Below are 22684 nucleotides of genomic sequence, written 5' to 3'. Positions count from 1 at the left end.
CTCCTAATTTTGTTTTCCTAATGCTCAATGTTCATCAGTCATATCTTCAAATGATACTGAATAACTTTTAAGCATTAATTCATTTAATTTATTTTCTTGATTACATTTAAAGCAATAACCTCAATATCTTTTTTTAAGACAAATTTTATTTAACTTTTTCATATAAACCTCCTAAATTATTCCTTTGATTTTTTGGTCAATTTGTAATATTTTTCAACCATCAGAAGCTAAATCTAAAATATCGTTAATTTTGTAATATTGCATATAAGAAGCAATAACATCTCATTTATCTTTAAATAAATTTAAGTACATTTTTGCTCATTATAAACATTGCAAATCATAATGCTTTTTATGATGTGAAATACGACAATTAATAGGTTGACAATTAACTCAATCAAAAGATGTTGTTATTTCATTTCAAGTTTTATTAATATACAAACTTTTATATTTTGTCATTTTATCTATACTCCTTAATTCTTTTTATTTGTTGCTCAAATTTCATCATTAATATCATTTATTGTTACCAGATAAGCTCTTATCATTAATTCTTGTAATTTATTTTTAATTTTTTTATTTCATTTTTTCATCAAATATTTTCCTTTCTGTAAAAAAACATAATATTCTTTTATTGGTTAATATTTTGATATTTAGTAAATAATTTATTTTAGTATTTAATTACTTCGCCGCCCGCTTCACTTTGAAGGTGAGCGGGGGCGGATAGGATATTTTGATAGAGTTTATCCCCCCATACGGAAATAAACAAAAAACAGTTTATCCAGTTGTTAATTACACTTCATCCATCCCTACACAACTTTATATAAAGAAAATAACCTTTTGGAGTTCCAACCCTCTTGTTTTTTTAGTGTTCGATATTGTTTTTTTCGGTTTAGCAACACTCTTTTTATGAAAACAAGCCAAAAAACACATGCTCTGACATTTCGCAAGTGATTAATCTTGCCGAGAATTAAAGAAATAAATAGGAGTAGTAAATCCAATCGCTTTCACACTTTCTTTAAGGCTTCGTGCCATAGATGAGTTATCCATCTTTAAGCATCAAAAAATATTAAGTTTTAAAGATTGAATTTTGGATTAATCGTTAGATAGTATCTTTATTTTTTTATCTCATTATCTTTTTTAATTTTTTGTTTATTAAATATATTTTTTAGTAATTATATTTAACAATTAATTAACAACTAAATAAAACAATTATTCAAAATTTTTTAAGAAAAGAAAGGATGGATTTTTCTGAAAAAACATATTTTATTAAGTGTAAAAGATACTATCTAACGATTAATCCAATAAATATAAGTATTTTTTACAAAATAAAAAGCACTTTATTCTTTTTCAATAAAGTGCTACATTTGCATTTACAATTTACATTTTTTAAATAATTTATAATAAATTTAGAATGTTTTTTTCAATTTTTATTTATAAACTCTTGTTTATCTAATAAGATATTATTTTCAAAAACAACAATAGCCGTAGTACCAGATCCAGAAGGGTCAATACCTATTTTTATCATGCGTATACATCCTCATCATTGTTAACTGCTGGTACTACATTAGAGATATCTTCTTCTTTAACTACATTATCGTTTGTGTACGCTATTTCATCATTACATGGGGTAAATATTTATATTATTTGATAATGGTTCATGGCTCATATCCCCCTGATTTTTAGCGATATTACTATCATTATCAATATAAATCTTTTCATCATTAGTTATAATAACTGCTTGATCTGATTTATATGCTTGTTGTAATTCAACTGACATAATACCTCATTTTCTTAATAATGATTTTAATACTGTTTTTAATGCCATTTCATCAAAAGTAGTAGCAATCATAAACTTTTTATTTTTAGCATAAGTTTTAGAATATTTTATAAAATGATTTTCGATAACAAGCAGTCATAATTGTTTTTGGATCTGCTTTTTGTAACAATTCATTACTATTTGTTATTGCTATCAAATTACTTTTAAATCTTACAATTTCATTTTCATTTGAAAATTTACTTTTAATTTAATCATTTGCTACATCTGTTATTAAAAATTCTACTATATTTGCCATTTTATTTCACTCCTTTAATTTGAATATTTATTCCTTTAATACCAATTACTTTATTTTCTGTATTTATATCTCATTGTGCTTTAATTATGTTTTTAACTAACTTTTCATCAACAATTAAATATTTAATTAGTTGTTTTAATTCATATTGATTAGCATTTTCTACAAAATCATCATCAATTCCAATTATTTCAATATCTTTAACTAATAATTTTTCTTTACGAAAATTACTAGTAATAATTTTTAATTCTTGCTCTTGTTTTGCTACACTTTTAATTTCTAAAAATTGTTCTTTTTTATGATTTTCAATAATTTCATTTTGTTTTTGAAATTGAATATTAATAACACTATTTTTAAAAGAATCATGATTACTTTTAATATTTTTTTTCTAAATTCAAAATATTTTTTCTAATAAAATTTAATTCATCTTTAAAATTTTTTATTAATTTTAATGGTTCTCTAAAAATATAATCAATTTTTGAAACTACTAATTTTAAATCTTTTAATGATTGTGATTTATATTCTCCATTTATTAATCAAGCTTGTTGTCGTTATATAAATTCTGCTAATTCTTGTCTATTTTCATCAATTCATTTTTTAATTGTTAATGCTTTTAAACTTAATTCTTTAAAATCAGAACCTTTTATATAAAACGGAAATGTAATATTATTTACTGTATTTTTTACAATATGACTCATTATTTATCCTCCTTACTAGGTAATTTGTCATATTTTGAACTGTCAACTAATATTCAATCGATAGAACCTGTTGAATATGGATTTTTGTAAAAATCTTCTTTATATAATTGTTGTTGATCAATTTTTTTATCTTTTTCAGCAAGTTCTTTTTTAAGAGTTTCATTTTCTTCTTTTAGTTTGTCAAATTTAATTGATTCTGTTATAGTCATTTTAAAGTTCCTCCAAATTCTTTTCTTCAATTAAAGTATAAATATATTCATAAGCACTTTCTTCTGAATGACATTCTTCTAATGCTTCATTAAATAAATCTTCTTCGGTATAAACCTTACCATCTTCATCTTTTTACATATTATTCACATCCTTTTCATTTAATATTTTCATTTTCTAAATCAATAATTACTGTTGGATAATACTTTTCATTTTTAGCAGTAATAAATATTTTTGCTTCTTCAAAAGAATAAAATGAATATGTAGTTAAATATTCATTTTTAATAATTAATAAGTATCTTTTAGTCATAATTTATTTCTCCGAATTCTTTTTATTTACAATTAAATTTTCTAATTGATAAATTTTTAATCAATGTTCTTCACATAATATAATTTCTTTTTTATAACCTAAATTTCACTCTAATTTATCACCAATTTTTTCAATATAATTATTTCCAAAATAAGCATTTTTATTATTACAATTAATTTTTTGACATTTCATAGGTTAGTTTCTCCTAATTTTGTTTTCCTAATGCTCAATGTTCATCAGTCATATCTTCAAATGATACTGAATAACTTTTAAGCATTAATTCATTTAATTTATTTTCTTGATTACATTTAAAGCAATAACCTCAATATCTTTTTTAAGACAAATTTTATTTAACTTTTTCATATAAACCTCCTAAATTATTCCTTTGATTTTTTGGTCAATTTGCAATATTTTTCAACCATCAGAAGCTAAATCTAAAATAACATTAATTTTGTAATATTGTATATAAGAAGCAATAACATCTCACTTATCTTTAAATAAATTTAAGTACATTTTGGCTCATTCTAAACATTGCAAATCATAATGTTTTTTATGATGTGAAATACGACAATTAATAGGTTGACAATTAACTCAATTAAATGATGTTGTTATTTCATTTCAAGTTTTATTAATATATTTACTTTTATATTCTGTCATTTATTTTTTCCTCCTAGTTTTAACTCGCTGGCACTCACTCCCAAGTGAAAGTGCCAAGCGAGAATTAGTTATATAAGTATTTATCTATTTACTTACTACGCCATCCGCCTCACTGGGGGGTGAGCGGTGGCGATATGTTAATTGTTTGAATGTTTAATAATCCACAGTTGTTTTTTTAATATTGACGCCAGACATATATATGTCTTCCTTTATCCGTGCCCATTTGTGCTTTTGCTCTGGGATTTGACGTTCAGTTTTTAAATTAAAAATTCACTCGCATTTTAAAGGACCAAATGCTATAAAACTCCAACCAACCACACTTTTCGCAAATTTAATTGTAAAGTTACTATCTCTATTTTTATTGTCGTTTGATATTAACCTTGGACTTATCACGACTATCGCTTAGTTCTAATAAACCAGCGCCGATTTATATTTTTCCTCATACACTATTTCAGTACTTGCCTCAGCCGGCTGTGAGAATGAGTATAAACTCATGTTCTTATGAAAGCACTTAGTTATTTAAAATAACCGTCCCACTCTGCATTAAGTTGTTTTGTAAAATTTAAGTTTCAAAAACCCAGTTTCTCAATCAAAGATAATTTTTGAATTTTTTAAACGTTTATAAAACTGCTTTTGTGTTTTATCTTTTACTTTATTCAATAAATCTTTATGTTTTTCACAAGTTCATAAAACTTTATTTGATAAAAATTCTTCGGTAATGAATGATATTGCTTTATAGCAATTATCAAGATCACATATTGTTTGTTGCTTATTAATTTTCATTACCTACTCCTTCCTTTATTAAGTTTTTTTATTAGCAAATTAATTAACTGAAACAGAGAAAGGACAACACCTTAAAATTGGAGAAAAAACACAGGTACACTTTATAAAGATTTCTAAGATATTTAATAAATGTGTAAACAACTTAAAGAGGGTATCAAAAAGTTGTAATAAAAAGTTTCTATTTTAAGAATTTAAGATGCTGTCCTTTCTCTGAATCAATTAATAATTTTGGTTTTACAAATAAAAAAACCATTTTAGTAAATGGTTTATTATTTTTATTCAATTTCTATGTATTTGTTAAAACCCTTCTTTTTTCCATGCGACCTTTTTATAAAGGTTTTAAAGTTTCTAATTTAGAAACAATTAATAATTTATTAAAAATTGAGAAAAATATTCAAAAAATAAGTCCTAAATTAATTCAAAAAATACCACGCGTAAATGAAAAAAATGCTAATAAATGATTGTCTGAATATGGATTAAATATTGATAAAATAAGTAAAATTAATACTAATGAGTGATATAATATTATGACTAATCTTCATAAAAAAGGTGTTGGTAAAAATCTACTATTAAATGCTAATTTAATGCGGGGCAGTAAAATATATAATAATAAATTATTAAATATTTTTTATCAAACACCAATTAAATTAAATAAAATTTTAAATCATTTAAACCCAAATTTTTATATTCAAAAAGTAACTAAAAAATTATTAGCCCCAATTGAAAAACAAATAATTACTATTAAACAAAAAGTAATTAGTAAAATTACTGATAAAACTAAAAAAATATTATGTAAATTTGAAACTAAGGCTATTAAAAAGGTCAATTATTACCTTTTGCTTATGGTTCTGATGTTTTTTTAGCAGTTAAAATTGTTCCTTTATCAGTTGCGGGTGAAGTTGCTTTAACAATATATTATAAAAATCCTAAATATGTCCCTATTGTCGTTATGACAACTTTAATCAAAGCAGAACAGTTTGTTTTGGCTCCTGAACCGTTTAAATTCTATATGAACAGTGAGTGATTTATTGGTTGGGGATTTAAAAAAACAAGTTTGTTTAATTTAGTTTCTATTGCCCCACTTGCTTATCAGCAAGTAGTAAAAGATAGTTTTAAAATATATAGGACAATTACTAAGATATTAAAAATGCAAGAACAATTTAAAAATAACTTTAATAAAGATAAATTGTTAAATACGCTAGAAGATAGTGCAATTACTAGTTTATTTGATAATGGACTAGTATTTCAAGCATATAAACAACTCAGAACAAAACAAGATTTAAACAAAAAAATTAAAACAAAAACACTATCAAGTAGTAAAAAGTTTATCTTAAATAAAATCAAATCAAAAAGAAATAAATGATAAGGAGATGATTAAATGTTAAATGAATTATGACAAAATGTTACTTTGGAAAATTATAATAATTTTATTCCAATGACAGGTAAAATTACACAAGTTCCAGTTCGTTATAATAAGTTCTTTAAAGGTGATGTAGAATTATGATTTAAAACATTTGCTTTAAGAGCCCAAAATATCATTAATTCTTACTTAAACTATCCATTTTCAAAACTAAAGTTTGAAACATTTAAAGACCCATTATTAAAGAAAATTTGTATTAATATGGTGTTTATTACGATTGAACATTGAACATTTAATCGCATTCCAATTGAATTTTTTACTTGGGCAAATATGAGTGTTGGTGATATTAATTATTCTTCACAAAATGACCCTATGGCAACATGACAAGGTCTATTGCCTAGCTATGCAAAATCATTGGCTAATCTAACAACTTTAAAAAAATGTTTCGTACTTTTCAAAAAGAAGGTATTGATTTAACAATGATAGATTTAGAAGCATATTATACCCAATTTGAAGTTGATGTTTTAATAGAAAAAGAAAAAACTAAGATTGATAATAAAAATATTATTAAAAATAATAATTGAGAAATTGCGGTTTCATATTTAAAACAAAATAAAATTACTTTAATGCCAAATGTTAGTAAGCGTAATGATGCTGATTTTAGTGCTGAAACTGGTGAATTAAGAATATGAGACCCAAGCTTCCAAAATAATGATCAAGTTGCAGATTTTAGTGTTGTTAAAACAAACAAAACGCCCGGACTAGAAGCAACAGATGACACATTACCAACTACTAAATACATTAATGAACATTATGCTTTAAAAAAAGTATTGAGCAGTGAAAAGAAGTTGGAGAAAGAGTAAACAAAAAAGTAATTAAATATAAATTTATTTTAGGGAAAAAATATAAAGTTCATTTTATTTGAGAACGACCAACCGCAGATTTTGTTATAACAACTTGTTTTGAATGTAAAAATAATGGTGGTGGTTTGCAAACTATTTCAACTAGTTTGGCCTTGTGAAAAGGCGGGGCAACAAGAATTGGTTTTTTAAATGTAGATAATTCTTCTAATAATCATAAAGTAGTAATTTCAATGACGGGTGATGAATATTCGCCAACAATTCTAAAATCAGAAGAGTTACAATAAATTAACGAAGATAATTATGTTTAATAAAAATATTACAATTAAAAATAATAATGAATTAATTACAAATTAATGCTAATTTATTAAAATAAAAAAATAATTTAGAAAGAAAGTAGAATGTTATAAATGAATTTAAAAGATTATAAATCAGAAATTTTATTATTAATTCGTAAAATATTTATTTGGGGATTAGGGGCAATTTTAATAATAAGTGCAATTGTGTTATTTTTTTGCAAAGCATTTAAAGTAATTGAAATTTCATGACCAGAATATTTTTATATTGGTTTATCATTACTTATTAGTGGTGTTTTAGTCTATTTAATTGATAAAATTTTTGAATTTTTTAAAAAAGATAAAAAACAAGATAGTATTGAAGATATTATTAAAAAAGAAGAAACAAAATAAAGAGGTGTTATAAATGGGATTGTTACCAGCCAAAAAGAAATTAAAAAAAGAATATAATATTGATAGTTATTATCTTAATTTAGCATCAACAATTACTAATCGTAAAAATGTTACTGTTCAAAAACATAATGAGATTTTAGAAAAAAGAATTTGTGAAGATAATGCTAATTTTTTAAATCCACGAGATTTAGAAAATAGCATTTATAATCCTATTACTAATCAACAAATAAACTCTAAATTAATTAATATCTTTTTAAAAATGCAAGACTTTACTAATAAGAATTGATATAACGAATATAAAATTAATAAAAATGGTAAGGGTGCATATTTTATTTTTGCTAATAATTCAAAACTTAATTTTATTACTATTGATTTTTACAATGACCAGTATGATGAATTAGGTAATTTAGTATCTTGCACTTTTGATTATGACCCTTATATTAAAAATGACCAGAGTATTTTTATTACTGAAAAATTAGAGATTGATTCTGTAACTAAACAAGTAAAAGTTATTAGAAAGTTAAAAACACGATTATATAGTACTATTACCGACTTATATATTGATGATGTTAAATGAAATAACTATACAACTTTACAAAGAGAAGAAATATTGCCACTTAATTTTATTCCAATTGAAATAATTCCTAATAACCCTAATTTTGAACCTTCTGCTCGCTATGGTAAGCAATTTGCTAGTATTTTAGATATTATTGCTGAAAAGATAATGTTAGACCGATTGTTAAATAGTGGTAAATTTACCATCAATACTAATGGAGTTACTGGTGTCGTTGACCAAGAAATTAGTAAAATGCTGGCATCATTTATTGAAAATGACTTGTTATTAGTTGAAGGAGACCCTGATAGTAATTTTCAACCAGTAGACTATATTGCTGGTAATTTTAAAGGTGAACAATTAACCAAAATATATGATTGATTATTAACTAATTACTATAAAATAAATGGCCATCATGTTCCCGCAATCGCCAAGGGAGCCCAACAAACGCAAGCAGAAGTTGCTGGTGTAAATATTCAAACAAATGCATCATACGAACAAATGATATACATTAGAGAGATTAAATTAACTGAATTTATTATTAAGTTAATTAAATATGATAATGCTGTTTTAAATAGTAGAACATTCAATATTAAAAATATTGATGAGTTAATTGTTGATGTTTGCTTACCAGTAAATGCTACTTTAAACAGACAATTAAAAAACAACGAAACTATTATCAATATTCCTAATGAAGAAGGAGAACAAGAATAATGTTAAAACCATCTGAAAAAATGTTAGCAAAATTAGCAGAAAATGATGAACCAATTGATTATTTAATTGATAGTATTCCGTTAGATTTTGCTATTCAATCACAGTATAGCAACCTCAATTTAGAACAATTATTTAGTGAAGGCCGTGCTAGAACCCTTTATATTTATAAAATTAATAAAATATCTTGTTAAGACAAAGCAAAAACCAATCTTAAACTACCCTCAAAATAGCGTTAAAATAGGTTTTATTGACAAAGATGAATATATTAAAATAACTGGTTATGAAATTAGTGATTTTAATTTTAAATTACAAATTCAACAAAATACAACAGTCCAAGATAATAGCACAAGTTATGTAATGATTGATGAAAAAGATATTTTAATTAATGATATTTCAAAAAAGACAAAAAATTTTTAGAATCCTATGACTTAAAAATAGTATCTATTAATGAACCAATTACCGAAGACAACAAAAATGAATGTTATATCATTGAAGAATACAAACGCCCTTATTCACCTGATGGTGTTGATATTATTAAATCTACTCATTTAGTTAAAATAACTGACTTTAAATGAAAAAATCAAAATAGTATTCATTTAGTATTACATAAATCATTAACCGAAGATACTGTCTTTACTGGAATTGAAATTAAATATCCTAAATCAATGTTATTTGAAAATATTAAATGCTGAGGCAATGTGAATGGTGTTTATTCTTATCCACAATCAATTATTCAAAATGCTAACTTAGTACCCTTACTATCAATGCCAATTGAAACAAAACCTAATGTACGAATATTTCAATATTGATTAGGATATAGTTTTTTATCATGAGTAATTACATTAAATTATATTGAGGAAAAGGATTTTTTAATTTTAACTAGTATAGATGATTTACCATCTAATAAACAAAAAAAGTATTTAATAATGTTAGAATTGCTAGTGGAAAAATAAATTTTGCTGAAACTAGTGCAACATTTCCTTCAGAAGCTCCAAAACCAAACTGACCAGAAGGTAATCAAATAACTATAAAAGATAATGATTATGTTCAAGTAGCAAATTATTCATTAGGTATTGGTATTGGTACTCGTGATGTTGCAAAATGAGTATCAACAATTGGAAATAATAATGATAATAATTATGGTAATGTTGTTTTAGAATTTAAACAAGAACCTGTAAAAGGTAATTTAGCAGATATATTAAAAAAATGCTAACTTATAGATATAATTATGATAGAAAATTTGAAGGTTCTAAATATGATGAAAAAGGAAATCCTATAAATAAAATTGCTGAATTACGCCAAAAATTTGAAGGACAAAAACCAGAAAATGCTATTGATGGTTTATTTGAAAAATGAAAATTTAGAAACCCATATTATCTTAATGATAGGGCAGTAAAAAGATTTAAACAAATTGTATACATGTTGTCAAATTATGTATATAGTAATATGGCAGTAAATAAAGGTTATAATGATGATATTAAATTAATTGCTCCGTATTATTTTGAACTAGTTTCAATACCAAATGAATCAGAAAAAGATTACTGAATATTTGAAGATTGCAGAGTTAAATTAAAATCATCATATTTTAATTTTTCTGATTTAAAAAATATTAATATAGAAAATATAAAATTAAATAATTTAAAAAATATAAATAATAATATTTCAGAAAATAAAGTTTATGAATTAGAAACAAATTTTTTTAATTGATTATCAATAACAAACGAATTAGAAACAAATAATATTCTTTCACTTATTCCGGCAGAAATTAAACTATCAGATGGAGAATATGGTAAATACTTAACTAATTTAATTATTTCTAATAATAAATTAGAAATATGTTTAGAAAAACTATTTGATTTTCATAAAGAAAGCATTATATATTCAAAATCAGAATGATTAAATTTAATTAATAATTTTGTTGAAAATAATATTAAAATACTTTTTTCACAAAATATTAATTTTTTAAGCAAAATTGAAATATCAGGAATATGAGGTTATGGAGATTATGATATTACAATTTTTACTGAAAAAGAACAAATTAATATTAATAATTTAGAATTATTTAATAAAAACAATGAAAAATTATCATTAGTTACAATAGAAATGTAAAAAAAGTCATTTTAATAAATGACTTTTTTAATTTATGAAATAATCATCAGGATATTTTCTATCTCATTCTTTTGAATAAACATCTGAATTTCATGTATCTATATTAAAACTATATAAATTCATTTTTTTCAAATTTATTGAAAAATCCTCCTAAGGCAATAGAATATAATTTATCAGGGTAACTTCCTTCAACAATTGGATTGTTTGTACAATAAAGTTTTATTGTATATTTTTGTAAATTTTTATTATCTTTTGTTTTGTATCTTATTTTCATTTTTCCAATTTTTTGACCTTTATTACAAACTATTGTAGTATTATCTCTTTCAAAAAAGTTCTATATTTTTTCTCTTTTTCATGAGTAATTGCAGTAAGTGTAACTAATACAATCATGCATAAAATGAAAATGGTAGATAATATTATATATATTAATATTATTTTATGTTTTTTAACTAATTTCAACAACTTCATAATAATTATCCTTTCAATATTATTTTAAGAAAATCAACCGCTCGCCCAATTCCTGCAAATGATTTTTATAGTCTTAATGATATAATTAAAGCATTTAAAGAAAGGAAGTATATTTAATTTTATGTATAAAAAAGGAAATAAAGTTAATGTTAAAATAACAAACATTACACCTTATGGTGCTTTTTGTAGAGCAGAAAAGGCTGATGGTTTAATTCATATTAGTGAGATTTCAGATTACTTTGTTAGAGATATTAGAGATTTTTTTGATGTTGGTGATGAAATTGAAGTTGAGATACTAGATTTTAATTCAGTTAGAAAACATCTTAAATTAAGTTATAAAAATTGTCATCCTGAACTATTGAAAAATGATGATGGTAATAAAATACAAGAAAAATCACCTAGTTTAGAAAAATCATTAAATGCTAATTATTTAATAAATAAAAAGTAAATAAAATTTATAAATTTTAGAAGGTTTTTAAAACCTTTTTTATATTCCCATTTTAAAACGATATGGATAAGAACCATAAAACAAAGCATCATATGGGTCATGGTACATTTTACTATCGGGTGTATTTGTTTTGGTATCACTAAATCTTAGTTCACTAATGCACTTATCTAAAAATGGAAAATTATTTAAAATGCCATATATTTTGCCTTGGACAAACATTTTTCTTATTCATGTTACACGATTGATTATACCCGCTTCTTTATTCAACGAAGTTTGATGTTTTTTAGCTTTAAACATTTTAATTTTATAACCCAAATAAGGGTAAATATCTTCTTGCAATTTTTGCATAAAATCGTGGGCATTAATATCATAATGAAATGTAGCATATTCAAAACCATAAAATTTATCAAAAGTATTGATTATTCATTGTCCGTAATGTTCAACTATTTCATTTAAATTCATTGTGTTTTTTGGGGTAACAACATTTTCTTCAATTAAATATTTATCATATTCATTATTTTCAATAATTTTATAACCACTAAATAAAAACACCGTGTGGTCTTCACTACCATTAGCATAATCCACACCAATTGAATAACTATCAAATTGATACTGTTTTGTATTGGAATTATAAAAATCTTGTAAATTATACTCTTTAATATATTTACGATAATTTCGTAAAACATAAATACTGGGTCATTATCGTTATATTCAAAACCGTAGTATTCAAGTTCAAATAAATCAGGTCGTTCTTGTTTGTTTGTTAAAACAAGTTTTTTAGTAATATTATGTATTTTATTTCAAACAGCACCCATTGTTAATCGTAAATTAAAAATACCCAAACCATTAAATGCTTTTTTGTTTTCTGAATATACTTGATTGTGTTCTTTTAAAATATTTTTAATTCTTTCATTTAAGGGTAAATATGGGGTTACAAATTTTTCATAAAAGACATGGTATTTATCAAAAGGATTAAAAGTAAATTGATTAGAATATGTTTTATGAAAATATGTTGTTACTGTTATGTATTGTTTTGCTATGTTGTCTCATTCTTGAAATGTCCAAGATAATTCTGTTACTGGAATAGGATTATCTAAATTATATTGTTCATTATCATTTTCGTCTATATATTTTTCATAAGATACTTTTAAACTTTTTGAACGAAACATTGAAACTCTTAAATTATTATATCTTTTATCTAGTTCTTTGTTCGTTAAAATTTCTTTTTCTTCAGCATGTATCATTTCATCTGTTCACGCCGATATAATACCACTACCTTTACCAACTTTTCCCATAATTTTATTACCATTAGCATAACCCGCAAAAGCAATGCGAGCACCACTAGGAAAAACAATTTCTCCACATTCTTTAACATTTTTAGGTCAAACAATGCCATTTTCATTGTCGGGTCCTATATCAATTCCATATTTATCATATAAATAGTTACAGACATTAATTGTATCGCCAAATGTAGTATCTTCGTGAGTGTTGGCATATCTTGGTAGAATATTAGATGAAGCATCGGTAAAATTACAAGCAAAAAATAATTTTTCTGCTAAATGATTTCATGTTTTATTAGTACCACGCCCCGCTGAAACAAACTTAAAAAAAGTTGGCGAAGTAAAATATCGGGCATAACTATCACCAACAAAATCTTTAAATACTTTTCAATCAAAGCCAAAATTATAGTCACTGAAATTTAAATCATATTTTTTATTTAAATGTTCATAACTAGTAATTCGTTTTTTGTTATTAATTTTAGTAAAATCTTGCATTTTTAATTAGCTTCCTTTTTTTGATAAAATTATTTGAAGTATTAAATATAATAATTTAAAAAATTGTTTAATTACGAAAGGAAATTATAAAATGGAATTAAAACAAAATTTATTAGGAAATTATAAAGAAAATAAAAGAATAGAAACAAAAAATGAAACTAAAAATTTCTTGATTGAAAGAGATAATGAGATATTTAAATTATTTCAACAAGGACAAATATTACAAGGATATAAGGCTGTATCAAAAATACCAAAAACAATTAGAACAGAAGATGGAGATATACCTTTAAAAAGAAGAAGATATGTTAAATATGATAAAGAAAAAAATGAATATATAAATCGCTATCCTTTGGATCAAGAATTAGGTTTAAAAAAATACCAAAGAAATGAACAAAATTTAATAAATAAAATTACTTCATTTATGGGTGATGGAAAAAGATATAAAGATATTTTAGATACTGTTGAAAACGCTAATCTTAGTGAAAGAACAATATCTAATATTTTTAAAAATGCAGATTTAGAAGAAACCGATTACATTAGTAATAAAAATAACAATAAAATTAAAATTCCAAATAATGTTTTATATATTCAAGTTGACGGGACTTTTGAACCTATGTTAGAAAATAAAAAAAGAGTTGAAAATAAAATATTTCTTTCAACTATGCATGTTGGTGTTGATGAAGAAAAGTCAACAAAAACCAGAAAAAAAATGAAAAAGAAAAAAGGCGTTTTTCAAATGATGAATAAAAATCATAAGAATAAAAATGATAAATCTAATATTGATAATTTTATTGATAAAATTTTTAAATCAATGGATACTTATGATATTAATGAAAATACTAAAATATTAATATTAAGTGATGGTGAAAAACAAATTAAAAAAATTTATAGAGCAGTAAAAGCAAAATATAAAAATAACACTGTATCATATAGTTTAGATAAATTTCATTTATCAAATAGATTTAAACAATTATTCCCAAATCGAAATAGAATCAAAATTCATAGAATAAAATATAAATTAGCAAAAATATATTTCTTTACTGGAAATTATAAATTATTATTAGATTTTTTAATATGTCATTTACCATATGTTATTGATAATAAAAAGAAATTTTTATTAGAGACTATTGAATTAATTAAAAATAATAAAGAAGGAATTGAAAATCAAGCGTTACAATATAATATTGGTTGTCATGTTGAAGGTGATGTATCACATTATATTAAGGCTGTTAAAGAGCGTGGCGCAAAAATATATTGTAAAGAAAACATTTATCAATATTTTAATTGCTTCTATGTTAAAACTTAATAATCAAATTAATGATGAGAAAGTTGATAAAACTAATAAAAATAATAAAGAAAAAATTGAATTTAATATATTTAATTTAAATCAATCTCAAAATCAATTTTTATCTTTATAAAAAATAAAAAACCTGTTAAAACTACAATTAAACCAAGATAAAAAAGAAAAAAGTGGAGTAGGCTGTAAACCACTGAGCCTATTACTTTTAAAATAGGTACCAACTCTACTTTGATTAATTATAATTATAACATTTTTATTTAATTGGTCAATAAATCATATTAATTGTTTTTTCTGTACTATTTTCAAAAGTATTTTTTAGTGTGTCAAAATTTATAATTTTATAAATTATTTCTTCAAATAAAAATTATGTTTTTAAAAAAAGTTGAATTTTTTATAAATTTTGTTATCATTTAGTCATAAGCGAAACTTAATTTGTTTCTACTTACTTAATTTTATTAAAAACCTCAAAATAATGTATACTACCATTTTGTCAGTTTCTGAACTAAAAAATGGATAAGGTCTAACATATTGTTGTGAAATATTGATATTATATACAACACCAAAATTAATAATCTTCTTGTCTTTTTTTACTTGTCCAAGAACTGATAAACGAATAAAATCAGTAATATATTTTTATTCAATTGTATCAATTATAAATTGACCATTTCGTTCTTGTAATTTAAAATCAGCAGTGTTAAAAGTAATATTTGACAAATCTCTTTTTTTGTTCTCCTTTTAAATTAGTTTTCATACTTAATGTAGTAAATTTAAATTTTGGATATTTTTAAACAAATTCTGCTCAAGTCTTAGCATAGTTTCCATATTCAAAAACTAAAGCTTTTTGTTTATTGACAAAACCAGAGGCAAGTTTTTGCGCAGGAAAAGTATCTGTTCCTGTCATACTTGCAATTCTATATTCTACTGCCTCTTGTGCAAATTTATGCGCTTGAACTGTTGAAGTTCCTTTATTAATATTTGGCATACCTGCAACTGAAGTCGTTCTCGCTGCAATCATTCCTAAAGTAAATCTTTTCATATTTAAAAACTCCTTTTTGTATATATTAAATTGATATTGTTGATAATTGATACATAGTTAATACATGGTTGATATAAAAATATGCAATCCTATGAGAAAATTATACCACATTTTTCTTTTAAAAAAGAAAAAAATATTATAAATTTAACATAAAAAAAGACTTAAAAAGTCCTCCTAAATATTACTTTAATGCTGCAAGAGCAACATTTAAAGCTTCATGTAATTGTGTCGCTGATTTTTCAAATTTAACTTGCTCTTCTTTTGTTAATTTTCACTCAATAATTTCTTCAATCCCATTAACACCAATAACTGCTGGTACACCAATGTAAGTTCCCGTAACATTATATTCACCTTCACATTTTGTACCAATTAAAAAGGTTGATCTTTCATCATTTAAAATTGCTTTTGCAATTGATGATAGAGATACACCAATTCCATAAAAAGTTGCTTTTTTCAAATCAATGATTGTATAAGCCATTTTCATCATTTGTTGGTGCATATCTTCTAAATCTTTTTCTGTTAATTTTCCTTCTGCCACAAAATCAGCAATTGATTTTTGCATAATTGAAGCTTTTGATCAAACAGAAACTGACGAATCACCATGTTCACCCAAAACATAAGCATTAACACTAGCTGGAGCAATGTTTAATTTATTACCAACTAATCTTCTTAAACGTGCTGAATCTAAAGTTGTTCCTGAAGAAATAACTTTATTTTTTGCATAACCAGTTACTTTTTGATAAACTGATGCCAGAACATCCACCGGATTTGAAGCAATTAGCGTAACACCCTTAAAACCTGAGGCTTTAATTTTTAAAGCAATATCTTGCATAATTCTTGCATTATCAGCAACCATATCTAATCGTGTTTCACCATCTCGTTGTGGTCTTCCTGCTGTAATAACAATTAAATCAGCATCTTTACAATCACTATAATCACCAGCTTTAATTGTACTAAAACGATTTTCTAAAACAGCAGTTGCATCTGATAAATCAATAGCATTCCCTTCTGCTGCTTGTCGAAACGCATCAATTAGTACATAATGTTGTGCAATCCCTCTGTTCATCGCTGAATATAAAAAGCTGTTTCCAACCATTCCACATCCAACTAAAACTACTTTTCTCGTTGAATTTTTCATATTTCTTCTCCTTTTAATAATCTCCTATTTTATTATAGCAAAAAAATAAAAAATTTTTTTAAAAAGACTCAAAATAGATGGGTTTTTATAATTAAAATTGTAGCAAGCGATAATTTTATATATTAAAACTATATTTTTCAATAAAAAGTAGCAAACTAGAAATTATTTACTACTACATAATTTTACAGGGTACCATAACTCAAATCAAGTATTTTCTTTATTTTTTCTTAATTTCTATTAAAAATAATTAGTCCGGCCAAAACATTTAATTCAGTTAAGCTTATATTACTTTGAATTTTATTTATTTTTTTGATATTTTTACTTATAGTTAAATCATTGAAATTAAATTTATGACAATTATTTTCAAAATAATATTTGTATAGTGTAAACCAATTAGAACAAAACAACTCTTATTAAAGGGTTGTTTTTTTATTTGAAATAAAACAACTCCTAAAAAGAGGTAATGATAATTAAGCAACAAAAAATATGTGATGTTAATGATTGTTATAAAGTAATATCATTCATTACCGAAGAATTTTTATCAAATAAAGTTTTATGAACTTGTGAAAAACATAAAGATTTATTGAATAAAGTAAAAGATAAAACACAAAAGCGGTTTTATAAACGTTTAGAAAATTCAAAAATTATCTTTGATAATGGGCACGGATAAAGGAAGATATATATGTCTGGCGTCAATATTAAAAAAACAACTGTGTAATTATTAAACATTCAAATAATTAACATACCGCCACCGCTCACCCCCCAGTGAAGCGGATGGCGTAGTAAATAAATAGATAAATACTTATATAACTAATTCTCGCTTGGCACTTTCACTTGGGAGTGAGTGCCAGCGAGTTAAAACTAGGAGGAATTATAATGACAGAATATAAAAGTAAATATATTAATAAAACTTGGAATGAAATAACAACATCATTTGATTGAGTTAATTGTCAGCCTATTAATTGGCGTATTTCACATCATAAAAATCATTATGATTTACAATGTTTAGAATGAGAAAAAATGTACTTAAATTTATTTAAAAATAGATGAGATGTTATTGTTTCTTATATGCAATATTACAAAATTAACGATATTTTAGATTTAGCATCAGATGGTTGAAGAATATTACAAATTGACCAAAAAATTAAAGGAGTAATTTAGGAGGTTTATATGAAAAAGTTAAATAAAAAACCTTGAAAGTTTTTAAGTAAAAAGCAATTACATAAGAAAAAAATGAGCGTGCTAATGAAAGAGCAAGAATAGAAAATAGTAAGGAATTAAATAAATATGAAAAAGTTAAATAAAACTTGTCTTAAACAAAGATATTGAGGTTATTTTTCAAAATGCGATAAAAAAATAAATTACAAGAATTAATGCTTAAAAGTTATCCAGTATCATTTGAAGATATGATTGATGAGCATTGAGCATTAGGAAAACAAAATTAGGAGAAACTAACCTATGAAATGTCAAAAAATTAATTGTAATAATAAAAATGCTTATTTTGGAAATAATTATATTGAAAAAATTGGTGATAAATTAGAGTGAAATTTAGGTTATAAAAAAGAAATTATATTATGTGAAGAACATTGATTAAAAATTTATCAATTAGAAAATTTAATTGTAAATAAAAAGAATTCGGAGAAATAAATTATGACTAAAAGATACTTATTAATTATTAAAAATGAATATTTAACTACATATTCATTTTATACTTTTGAAGAAGCAAAAATATTTATTACTGCTAAAAATGAAAAGTATTATCCAACAGTAATTATTGATTTAGAAAATGAAAATATTAAATGAAAAGGATGTGAATAATATGTAAAAAGATGAAGATGGTAAGGTTTATACCGAAGAAGATTTATTTAATGAAGCATTAGAAGAATGTCATTCAGAAGAAAGTGCTTATGAATATATTTATACTTTAATTGAAGAAAAGAATTTGGAGGAACTTTAAAATGACTATAACAGAATCAATTAAATTTGACAAACTAAAAGAAGAAAATGAAACACTTAAAAAAGAACTTGCTGAAAAAGATAAAAAAATTGATCAACAACAATTATATAAAGAAGATTTTTACAAAAATCCATATTCAACAGGTTCTATCGATTGAATATTAGTTGACAGTTCAAAATATGACAAATTACCTAGTAAGGAGGATAAATAATGAGTCATATTGTAAAAAATACAGTAAATAATATTACATTTCCGTTTTATATAAAAGGTTCTGATTTTAAAGAATTAAGTTTAAAAGCATTAACAATTAAAAAATGAATTGATGAAAATAGACAAGAATTAGCAGAATTTATATAACGACAACAAGCTTGATTAATAAATGGAGAATATAAATCACAATCATTAAAAGATTTAAAATTAGTAGTTTCAAAAATTGATTATATTTTTAGAGAACCATTAGAATTAATAAAAAATTTTAAAGATGAATTAAATTTTATTAGAAAAAATATTTTGAATTTAGAAAAAAAATATTAAAAGTAATCATGATTCTTTTAAAAATAGTGTTATTAATATTCAATTTCAAAAACAAAATGAAATTATTGAAAATCATAAAAAAGAACAATTTTTAGAAATTAAAAGTGTAGCAAAACAAGAGCAAGAATTAAAAATTATTACTAGTAATTTTCGTAAAGAAAAATTATTAGTTAAAGATATTGAAATAATTGGAATTGATGATGATTTTGTAGAAAATGCTAATCAATATGAATTAAAACAACTAATTAAATATTTAATTGTTGATGAAAAGTTAGTTAAAAACATAATTAAAGCACAATGAGATATAAATACAGAAAATAAAGTAATTGGTATTAAAGGAATAAATATTCAAATTAAAGGAGTGAAATAAAATGGCAAATATAGTAGAATTTTTAATAACAGATGTAGCAAATGATTAAATTAAAAGTAAATTTTCAAATGAAAATGAAATTGTAAGATTTAAAAGTAATTTGATAGCAATAACAAATAGTAATGAATTGTTACAAAAAGCAGATCCAAAAACAATTATGACTGCTTGTTATCGAAAATCATTTTATAAAATATTCTAAAACTTATGCTAAAAATAAAAAGTTTATGATTGCTACTACTTTTGATGAAATGGCATTAAAAACAGTATTAAAATCATTATTAAGAAAATGAGGTATTATGTCAGTTGAATTACAACAAGCATATAAATCAGATCAAGCAGTTATTATAACTAATGATGAAAAGATTTATATTGATAATGATAGTAATATCGCTAAAAATCAGGGGGATATGAGCCATGAACCATTATCAAATAATATAAATATTTACCCCATGTAATGATGAAATAGCGTACACAAACGATAATGTAGTTAAAGAAGAAGATATCTCTAATGTAGTACCAGCAGTTAACAATGATGAGGATGTATACGCATGATAAAAATAGGTATTGACCCTTCTGGATCTGGTACTACGGCTATTGTTGTTTTTGAAAATAATATCTTATTAGATAAACAAGAGTTTATAAATAAAAATTGAAAAAAACATTCTAAATTTATTATAAATTATTTAAAAAATGTAAATTGTAAATGCAAATGTAGCACTTTATTGAAAAAGAATAAAGTGCTTTTTATTTTGTAAAAAATACTTATATTTATTGGATTAATCGTTAGATAGTATCTTTTACACTTAATAAAATATGTTTTTTCAGAAAAATCCATCCTTTCTTTTCTTAAAAAATTTTGAATAATTGTTTTATTTAGTTGTTAATTAATTGTTAAATATAATTACTAAAAAATATATTTAATAAACAAAAAATTAAAAAAGATAATGAGATAAAAAAATAAAGATACTATCTAACGATTAATCCAAAATTCAATCTTTAAAACTTAATATTTTTTGATGCTTAAAGATGGATAACTCATCTATGGCACGAAGCCTTAAAGAAAGTGTGAAAGCGATTGGATTTACTACTCCTATTTATTTCTTTAATTCTCGGCAAGATTAATCACTTGCGAAATGTCAGAGCATGTGTTTTTTGGCTTGTTTTCATAAAAAGAGTGTTGCTAAACCGAAAAAAACAATATCGAACACTAAAAAAACAAGAGGGTTGGAACTCCAAAAGGTTATTTTCTTTATATAAAGTTGTGTAGGGATGGATGAAGTGTAATTAACAACTGGATAAACTGTTTTTTGTTTATTTCCGTATGGGGGGATAAACTCTATCAAAATATCCTATCCGCCCCCGCTCACCTTCAAAGTGAAGCGGGCGGCGAAGTAATTAAATACTAAAATAAATTATTTACTAAATATCAAAATATTAACCAATAAAAGAATATTATGTTTTTTTACAGAAAGGAAAATATTTGATGAAAAAATGAAATAAAAAAATTAAAAATAAATTACAAGAATTAATGATAAGAGCTTATCTGGTAACAATAAATGATATTAATGATGAAATTTGAGCAACAAATAAAAAGAATTAAGGAGTATAGATAAAATGACAAAATATAAAAGTTTGTATATTAATAAAACTTGAAATGAAATAACAACATCTTTTGATTGAGTTAATTGTCAACCTATTAATTGTCGTATTTCACATCATAAAAAGCATTATGATTTGCAATGTTTATAATGAGCAAAAATGTACTTAAATTTATTTAAAGATAAATGAGATGTTATTGCTTCTTATATGCAATATTACAAAATTAACGATATTTTAGATTTAGCTTCTGATGGTTGAAAAATATTACAAATTGACCAAAAAATCAAAGGAATAATTTAGGAGGTTTATATGAAAAAGTTAAATAAAATTTGTCTTAAAAAAAGATATTGAGGTTATTGCTTTAAATGTAATCAAGAAAATAAATTAAATGAATTAATGCTTAAAAGTTATTCAGTATCATTTGAAGATATGACTGATGAACATTGAGCATTAGGAAAACAAAATTAGGAGGAAATAAAAAATGATATGTAATAAAGCATTAAAAATTACCAATAAAGATATTATTTATGCACAAATTGATAGTGATTATTCAGATAATTTAGAGTTAAATTTATATCTTAAATTTGGTGATGAGGAACGACATGTGGGTAATATTTCATTGCCAACAAATTTTGACTTAAATTGCAAATGATATGAAATTGATGAAGTTAAAAGTTTAATTAGTGATTATTTAGCAGATGAAGAAGCAGATTATGAGGTGATAAATTATGAATAAAAGATATTTATTAATATCAAAAATGGAATTTGTATTAGGTAATTTTAATAATGTAACTTCACAGTTATTTTATACATTAGAAGAAGCAAAAATTACTGCTAATATTGACAATAAAAAAGGATGATTAACAACAATTATTGATTTAGAAGATAAAAAAATGACAAGGATGTGAATAATATGTGAAAAGATGAAGATAACAATGTTTATACCGAAGATGATTTATTTAATATGGCATTAGAAAAATGTCATTCAGAAGAAAGTGCTTATGACTATATCGATAATTTAATTAATGAAATGGAATTGGAGGAAATTTAATA

General features: G+C 23.6%; 43 protein-coding genes. 27 read left to right on the top strand and 16 right to left on the bottom strand.

What is annotated here, in order from left to right; genetic code table 4:
* Positions 1-3 precede the first annotated feature (3 nt).
* The 11 genes from ACZ91P_RS01965 to ACZ91P_RS01915 form a co-directional block, all read right to left on the bottom strand.
* Positions 4-162: a hypothetical protein gene (locus ACZ91P_RS01965; protein WP_465155746.1), complete on the bottom strand. Its 159-nt coding sequence runs from the start codon at positions 160-162 to the stop codon at positions 4-6.
* 9 nt (positions 163-171) lie between these two features.
* Positions 172-312 carry a hypothetical protein gene (locus tag ACZ91P_RS01960; protein WP_338988871.1) on the bottom strand — a complete coding sequence of 47 codons (141 nt, stop codon included), beginning with the start codon at positions 310-312 and terminating at the stop codon, positions 172-174.
* Between the two features lie 9 nt (positions 313-321).
* A complete protein-coding gene (locus ACZ91P_RS01955; RefSeq protein WP_465157739.1) occupies positions 322-456 on the bottom strand; it encodes a hypothetical protein in 135 nt (44 codons plus the stop codon).
* Positions 457-1315: 859 nt separating this feature from the next.
* Positions 1316-1522, bottom strand: coding sequence for a hypothetical protein (locus ACZ91P_RS01950; protein WP_465157740.1), 207 nt, complete (start codon positions 1520-1522; stop codon positions 1316-1318).
* 93 nt (positions 1523-1615) lie between these two features.
* Positions 1616-1846 carry a recombinase RecT gene (locus tag ACZ91P_RS01945; protein ID WP_465157741.1) on the bottom strand — a complete coding sequence of 77 codons (231 nt, stop codon included), beginning with the start codon at positions 1844-1846 and terminating at the stop codon, positions 1616-1618.
* Positions 1847-2617: 771 nt separating this feature from the next.
* The gene (locus ACZ91P_RS01940; RefSeq protein ID WP_465157742.1) at positions 2618-2764 is read right to left on the bottom strand and encodes a hypothetical protein; all 147 of its coding nucleotides are present in this window, start codon (positions 2762-2764) and stop codon (positions 2618-2620) included.
* Positions 2764-2973, bottom strand: a complete 210-nt coding sequence (locus ACZ91P_RS01935) for a hypothetical protein (RefSeq protein ID WP_465157744.1) — start codon at positions 2971-2973, stop codon at positions 2764-2766. The genes ACZ91P_RS01940 and ACZ91P_RS01935 overlap by 1 nt, the downstream gene beginning before the upstream one ends.
* 140 nt (positions 2974-3113) lie before the next feature.
* Positions 3114-3281 carry a hypothetical protein gene (locus ACZ91P_RS01930; protein ID WP_465157770.1) on the bottom strand — a complete coding sequence of 56 codons (168 nt, stop codon included), beginning with the start codon at positions 3279-3281 and terminating at the stop codon, positions 3114-3116.
* A gap of 3 nt (positions 3282-3284) precedes the next feature.
* Positions 3285-3473, bottom strand: a complete 189-nt coding sequence (locus tag ACZ91P_RS01925) for a hypothetical protein (RefSeq protein WP_465157746.1) — start codon at positions 3471-3473, stop codon at positions 3285-3287.
* 180 nt (positions 3474-3653) lie between these two features.
* Entirely contained in the window at positions 3654-3938 is a 285-nt protein-coding gene (locus ACZ91P_RS01920; protein WP_465157769.1) for a hypothetical protein, read from the bottom strand.
* 543 nt (positions 3939-4481) lie between these two features.
* A complete protein-coding gene (locus tag ACZ91P_RS01915; RefSeq protein ID WP_465157768.1) occupies positions 4482-4721 on the bottom strand; it encodes a hypothetical protein in 240 nt (79 codons plus the stop codon).
* A gap of 317 nt (positions 4722-5038) precedes the next feature.
* On the opposite strand from ACZ91P_RS01915, the gene ACZ91P_RS01910 reads away from it, so the two are divergent.
* From ACZ91P_RS01910 to ACZ91P_RS01860, 11 genes are all read left to right on the top strand, one after another.
* Positions 5039-5584, top strand: coding sequence for a hypothetical protein (locus ACZ91P_RS01910; RefSeq protein WP_465157767.1), 546 nt, complete (start codon positions 5039-5041; stop codon positions 5582-5584).
* 86 nt (positions 5585-5670) lie between these two features.
* The gene (locus ACZ91P_RS01905) at positions 5671-6087 is read left to right on the top strand and encodes a hypothetical protein (protein ID WP_465157766.1); all 417 of its coding nucleotides are present in this window, start codon (positions 5671-5673) and stop codon (positions 6085-6087) included.
* A 12-nt stretch (positions 6088-6099) separates the two neighbouring features.
* Positions 6100-6558 (top strand): hypothetical protein, encoded by a 459-nt coding sequence (locus tag ACZ91P_RS01900; protein WP_465157765.1) that lies wholly within the window; start codon positions 6100-6102, stop codon positions 6556-6558.
* Positions 6522-6944: a hypothetical protein gene (locus ACZ91P_RS01895; RefSeq protein WP_465157764.1), complete on the top strand. Its 423-nt coding sequence runs from the start codon at positions 6522-6524 to the stop codon at positions 6942-6944. Before ACZ91P_RS01900 ends, ACZ91P_RS01895 begins: the two co-directional genes overlap by 37 nt.
* Positions 6945-7069: 125 nt before the next feature.
* On the top strand, positions 7070-7228 hold the full coding sequence (locus ACZ91P_RS01890) for a hypothetical protein (RefSeq protein ID WP_465157763.1): 159 nt from the start codon (positions 7070-7072) through the stop codon (positions 7226-7228).
* A 123-nt stretch (positions 7229-7351) separates the two neighbouring features.
* On the top strand, positions 7352-7630 hold the full coding sequence (locus ACZ91P_RS01885; RefSeq protein WP_465157762.1) for a hypothetical protein: 279 nt from the start codon (positions 7352-7354) through the stop codon (positions 7628-7630).
* 13 nt (positions 7631-7643) lie between these two features.
* Complete coding sequence (locus ACZ91P_RS01880) at positions 7644-8897, top strand: hypothetical protein (RefSeq protein WP_465157761.1); 1254 nt, start codon at positions 7644-7646, stop codon at positions 8895-8897.
* Positions 8897-9088 (top strand): hypothetical protein, encoded by a 192-nt coding sequence (locus ACZ91P_RS01875; RefSeq protein ID WP_465157760.1) that lies wholly within the window; start codon positions 8897-8899, stop codon positions 9086-9088. The genes ACZ91P_RS01880 and ACZ91P_RS01875 overlap by 1 nt, the downstream gene beginning before the upstream one ends.
* Positions 9042-9314 (top strand): hypothetical protein, encoded by a 273-nt coding sequence (locus ACZ91P_RS01870; RefSeq protein WP_465157759.1) that lies wholly within the window; start codon positions 9042-9044, stop codon positions 9312-9314. The genes ACZ91P_RS01875 and ACZ91P_RS01870 overlap by 47 nt, the downstream gene beginning before the upstream one ends.
* A gap of 248 nt (positions 9315-9562) precedes the next feature.
* The gene (locus ACZ91P_RS01865; protein WP_465157758.1) at positions 9563-9850 is read left to right on the top strand and encodes a hypothetical protein; all 288 of its coding nucleotides are present in this window, start codon (positions 9563-9565) and stop codon (positions 9848-9850) included.
* Between the two features lie 253 nt (positions 9851-10103).
* The gene (locus ACZ91P_RS01860; RefSeq protein ID WP_465157757.1) at positions 10104-11006 is read left to right on the top strand and encodes a hypothetical protein; all 903 of its coding nucleotides are present in this window, start codon (positions 10104-10106) and stop codon (positions 11004-11006) included.
* Between the two features lie 109 nt (positions 11007-11115).
* On the opposite strand, the gene ACZ91P_RS01855 is transcribed toward ACZ91P_RS01860, so the two are convergent.
* Positions 11116-11280: a hypothetical protein gene (locus ACZ91P_RS01855; protein WP_465157755.1), complete on the bottom strand. Its 165-nt coding sequence runs from the start codon at positions 11278-11280 to the stop codon at positions 11116-11118.
* A gap of 315 nt (positions 11281-11595) precedes the next feature.
* Here ACZ91P_RS01855 and ACZ91P_RS01850 point away from each other — a divergent pair, with 315 nt between their 5' ends.
* Positions 11596-11922, top strand: a complete 327-nt coding sequence (locus tag ACZ91P_RS01850; RefSeq protein ID WP_465157754.1) for a S1 RNA-binding domain-containing protein — start codon at positions 11596-11598, stop codon at positions 11920-11922.
* Positions 11923-11961: 39 nt separating this feature from the next.
* Here ACZ91P_RS01850 and ACZ91P_RS01845 read toward each other — a convergent pair whose 3' ends face one another.
* Positions 11962-12507 (bottom strand): hypothetical protein, encoded by a 546-nt coding sequence (locus tag ACZ91P_RS01845; RefSeq protein WP_465157753.1) that lies wholly within the window; start codon positions 12505-12507, stop codon positions 11962-11964.
* On the bottom strand, positions 12417-13697 hold the full coding sequence (locus ACZ91P_RS01840) for a hypothetical protein (protein ID WP_465157752.1): 1281 nt from the start codon (positions 13695-13697) through the stop codon (positions 12417-12419). Before ACZ91P_RS01840 ends, ACZ91P_RS01845 begins: the two co-directional genes overlap by 91 nt.
* A gap of 91 nt (positions 13698-13788) precedes the next feature.
* On the opposite strand from ACZ91P_RS01840, the gene ACZ91P_RS01835 reads away from it, so the two are divergent.
* On the top strand, positions 13789-15003 hold the full coding sequence (locus tag ACZ91P_RS01835) for an Mbov_0401 family ICE element transposase-like protein (RefSeq protein WP_465157751.1): 1215 nt from the start codon (positions 13789-13791) through the stop codon (positions 15001-15003).
* A complete protein-coding gene (locus ACZ91P_RS01830) occupies positions 14990-15115 on the top strand; it encodes a hypothetical protein (RefSeq protein ID WP_465157352.1) in 126 nt (41 codons plus the stop codon). Before ACZ91P_RS01835 ends, ACZ91P_RS01830 begins: the two co-directional genes overlap by 14 nt.
* Before the next feature lie 666 nt (positions 15116-15781).
* Here ACZ91P_RS01830 and ACZ91P_RS01825 read toward each other — a convergent pair.
* Positions 15782-16033, bottom strand: a complete 252-nt coding sequence (locus ACZ91P_RS01825) for a hypothetical protein (RefSeq protein WP_465157750.1) — start codon at positions 16031-16033, stop codon at positions 15782-15784.
* A gap of 181 nt (positions 16034-16214) precedes the next feature.
* Positions 16215-17171, bottom strand: a complete 957-nt coding sequence (locus tag ACZ91P_RS01820) for an L-lactate dehydrogenase (RefSeq protein WP_465157749.1) — start codon at positions 17169-17171, stop codon at positions 16215-16217.
* A 463-nt stretch (positions 17172-17634) separates the two neighbouring features.
* Here ACZ91P_RS01820 and ACZ91P_RS01815 point away from each other — a divergent pair, with 463 nt between their 5' ends.
* The 13 genes from ACZ91P_RS01815 to ACZ91P_RS01755 all read left to right on the top strand — a co-directional run bounded on the left by ACZ91P_RS01815 (position 17635) and on the right by ACZ91P_RS01755 (position 22682).
* Positions 17635-17841, top strand: coding sequence for a hypothetical protein (locus tag ACZ91P_RS01815; protein WP_465157748.1), 207 nt, complete (start codon positions 17635-17637; stop codon positions 17839-17841).
* A 206-nt stretch (positions 17842-18047) separates the two neighbouring features.
* Entirely contained in the window at positions 18048-18332 is a 285-nt protein-coding gene (locus ACZ91P_RS01810; RefSeq protein ID WP_465157747.1) for a hypothetical protein, read from the top strand.
* A 297-nt stretch (positions 18333-18629) separates the two neighbouring features.
* Positions 18630-18818: a hypothetical protein gene (locus tag ACZ91P_RS01805; RefSeq protein WP_465157746.1), complete on the top strand. Its 189-nt coding sequence runs from the start codon at positions 18630-18632 to the stop codon at positions 18816-18818.
* Between the two features lie 3 nt (positions 18819-18821).
* Positions 18822-18989 (top strand): hypothetical protein, encoded by a 168-nt coding sequence (locus ACZ91P_RS01800; RefSeq protein WP_465157745.1) that lies wholly within the window; start codon positions 18822-18824, stop codon positions 18987-18989.
* 140 nt (positions 18990-19129) lie between these two features.
* Positions 19130-19339 (top strand): hypothetical protein, encoded by a 210-nt coding sequence (locus tag ACZ91P_RS01795; RefSeq protein WP_465157744.1) that lies wholly within the window; start codon positions 19130-19132, stop codon positions 19337-19339.
* Positions 19339-19485 (top strand): hypothetical protein, encoded by a 147-nt coding sequence (locus ACZ91P_RS01790; RefSeq protein WP_465157742.1) that lies wholly within the window; start codon positions 19339-19341, stop codon positions 19483-19485. Before ACZ91P_RS01795 ends, ACZ91P_RS01790 begins: the two co-directional genes overlap by 1 nt.
* A gap of 771 nt (positions 19486-20256) precedes the next feature.
* Positions 20257-20487, top strand: a complete 231-nt coding sequence (locus tag ACZ91P_RS01785; protein ID WP_465157741.1) for a recombinase RecT — start codon at positions 20257-20259, stop codon at positions 20485-20487.
* 93 nt (positions 20488-20580) lie between these two features.
* On the top strand, positions 20581-20787 hold the full coding sequence (locus ACZ91P_RS01780) for a hypothetical protein (protein ID WP_465157740.1): 207 nt from the start codon (positions 20581-20583) through the stop codon (positions 20785-20787).
* A gap of 859 nt (positions 20788-21646) precedes the next feature.
* Positions 21647-21781 (top strand): hypothetical protein, encoded by a 135-nt coding sequence (locus tag ACZ91P_RS01775; protein WP_465157739.1) that lies wholly within the window; start codon positions 21647-21649, stop codon positions 21779-21781.
* A gap of 9 nt (positions 21782-21790) precedes the next feature.
* Positions 21791-21931 (top strand): hypothetical protein, encoded by a 141-nt coding sequence (locus ACZ91P_RS01770; protein WP_338988871.1) that lies wholly within the window; start codon positions 21791-21793, stop codon positions 21929-21931.
* A gap of 9 nt (positions 21932-21940) precedes the next feature.
* Positions 21941-22099: a hypothetical protein gene (locus ACZ91P_RS01765; protein ID WP_465155746.1), complete on the top strand. Its 159-nt coding sequence runs from the start codon at positions 21941-21943 to the stop codon at positions 22097-22099.
* Positions 22100-22112: 13 nt separating this feature from the next.
* On the top strand, positions 22113-22367 hold the full coding sequence (locus ACZ91P_RS01760) for a hypothetical protein (protein WP_465155631.1): 255 nt from the start codon (positions 22113-22115) through the stop codon (positions 22365-22367).
* Positions 22368-22544: 177 nt separating this feature from the next.
* Complete coding sequence (locus ACZ91P_RS01755; RefSeq protein ID WP_465157738.1) at positions 22545-22682, top strand: hypothetical protein; 138 nt, start codon at positions 22545-22547, stop codon at positions 22680-22682.
* Positions 22683-22684 lie beyond the last annotated feature (2 nt).

The sequence above is a fragment of the Spiroplasma endosymbiont of Halictus nicosiae genome (assembly GCF_978018445.1).
The sequence above is the reverse complement of the archived record's forward strand: the minus strand, read 5'-3'. Positions and strand labels throughout refer to the sequence as shown.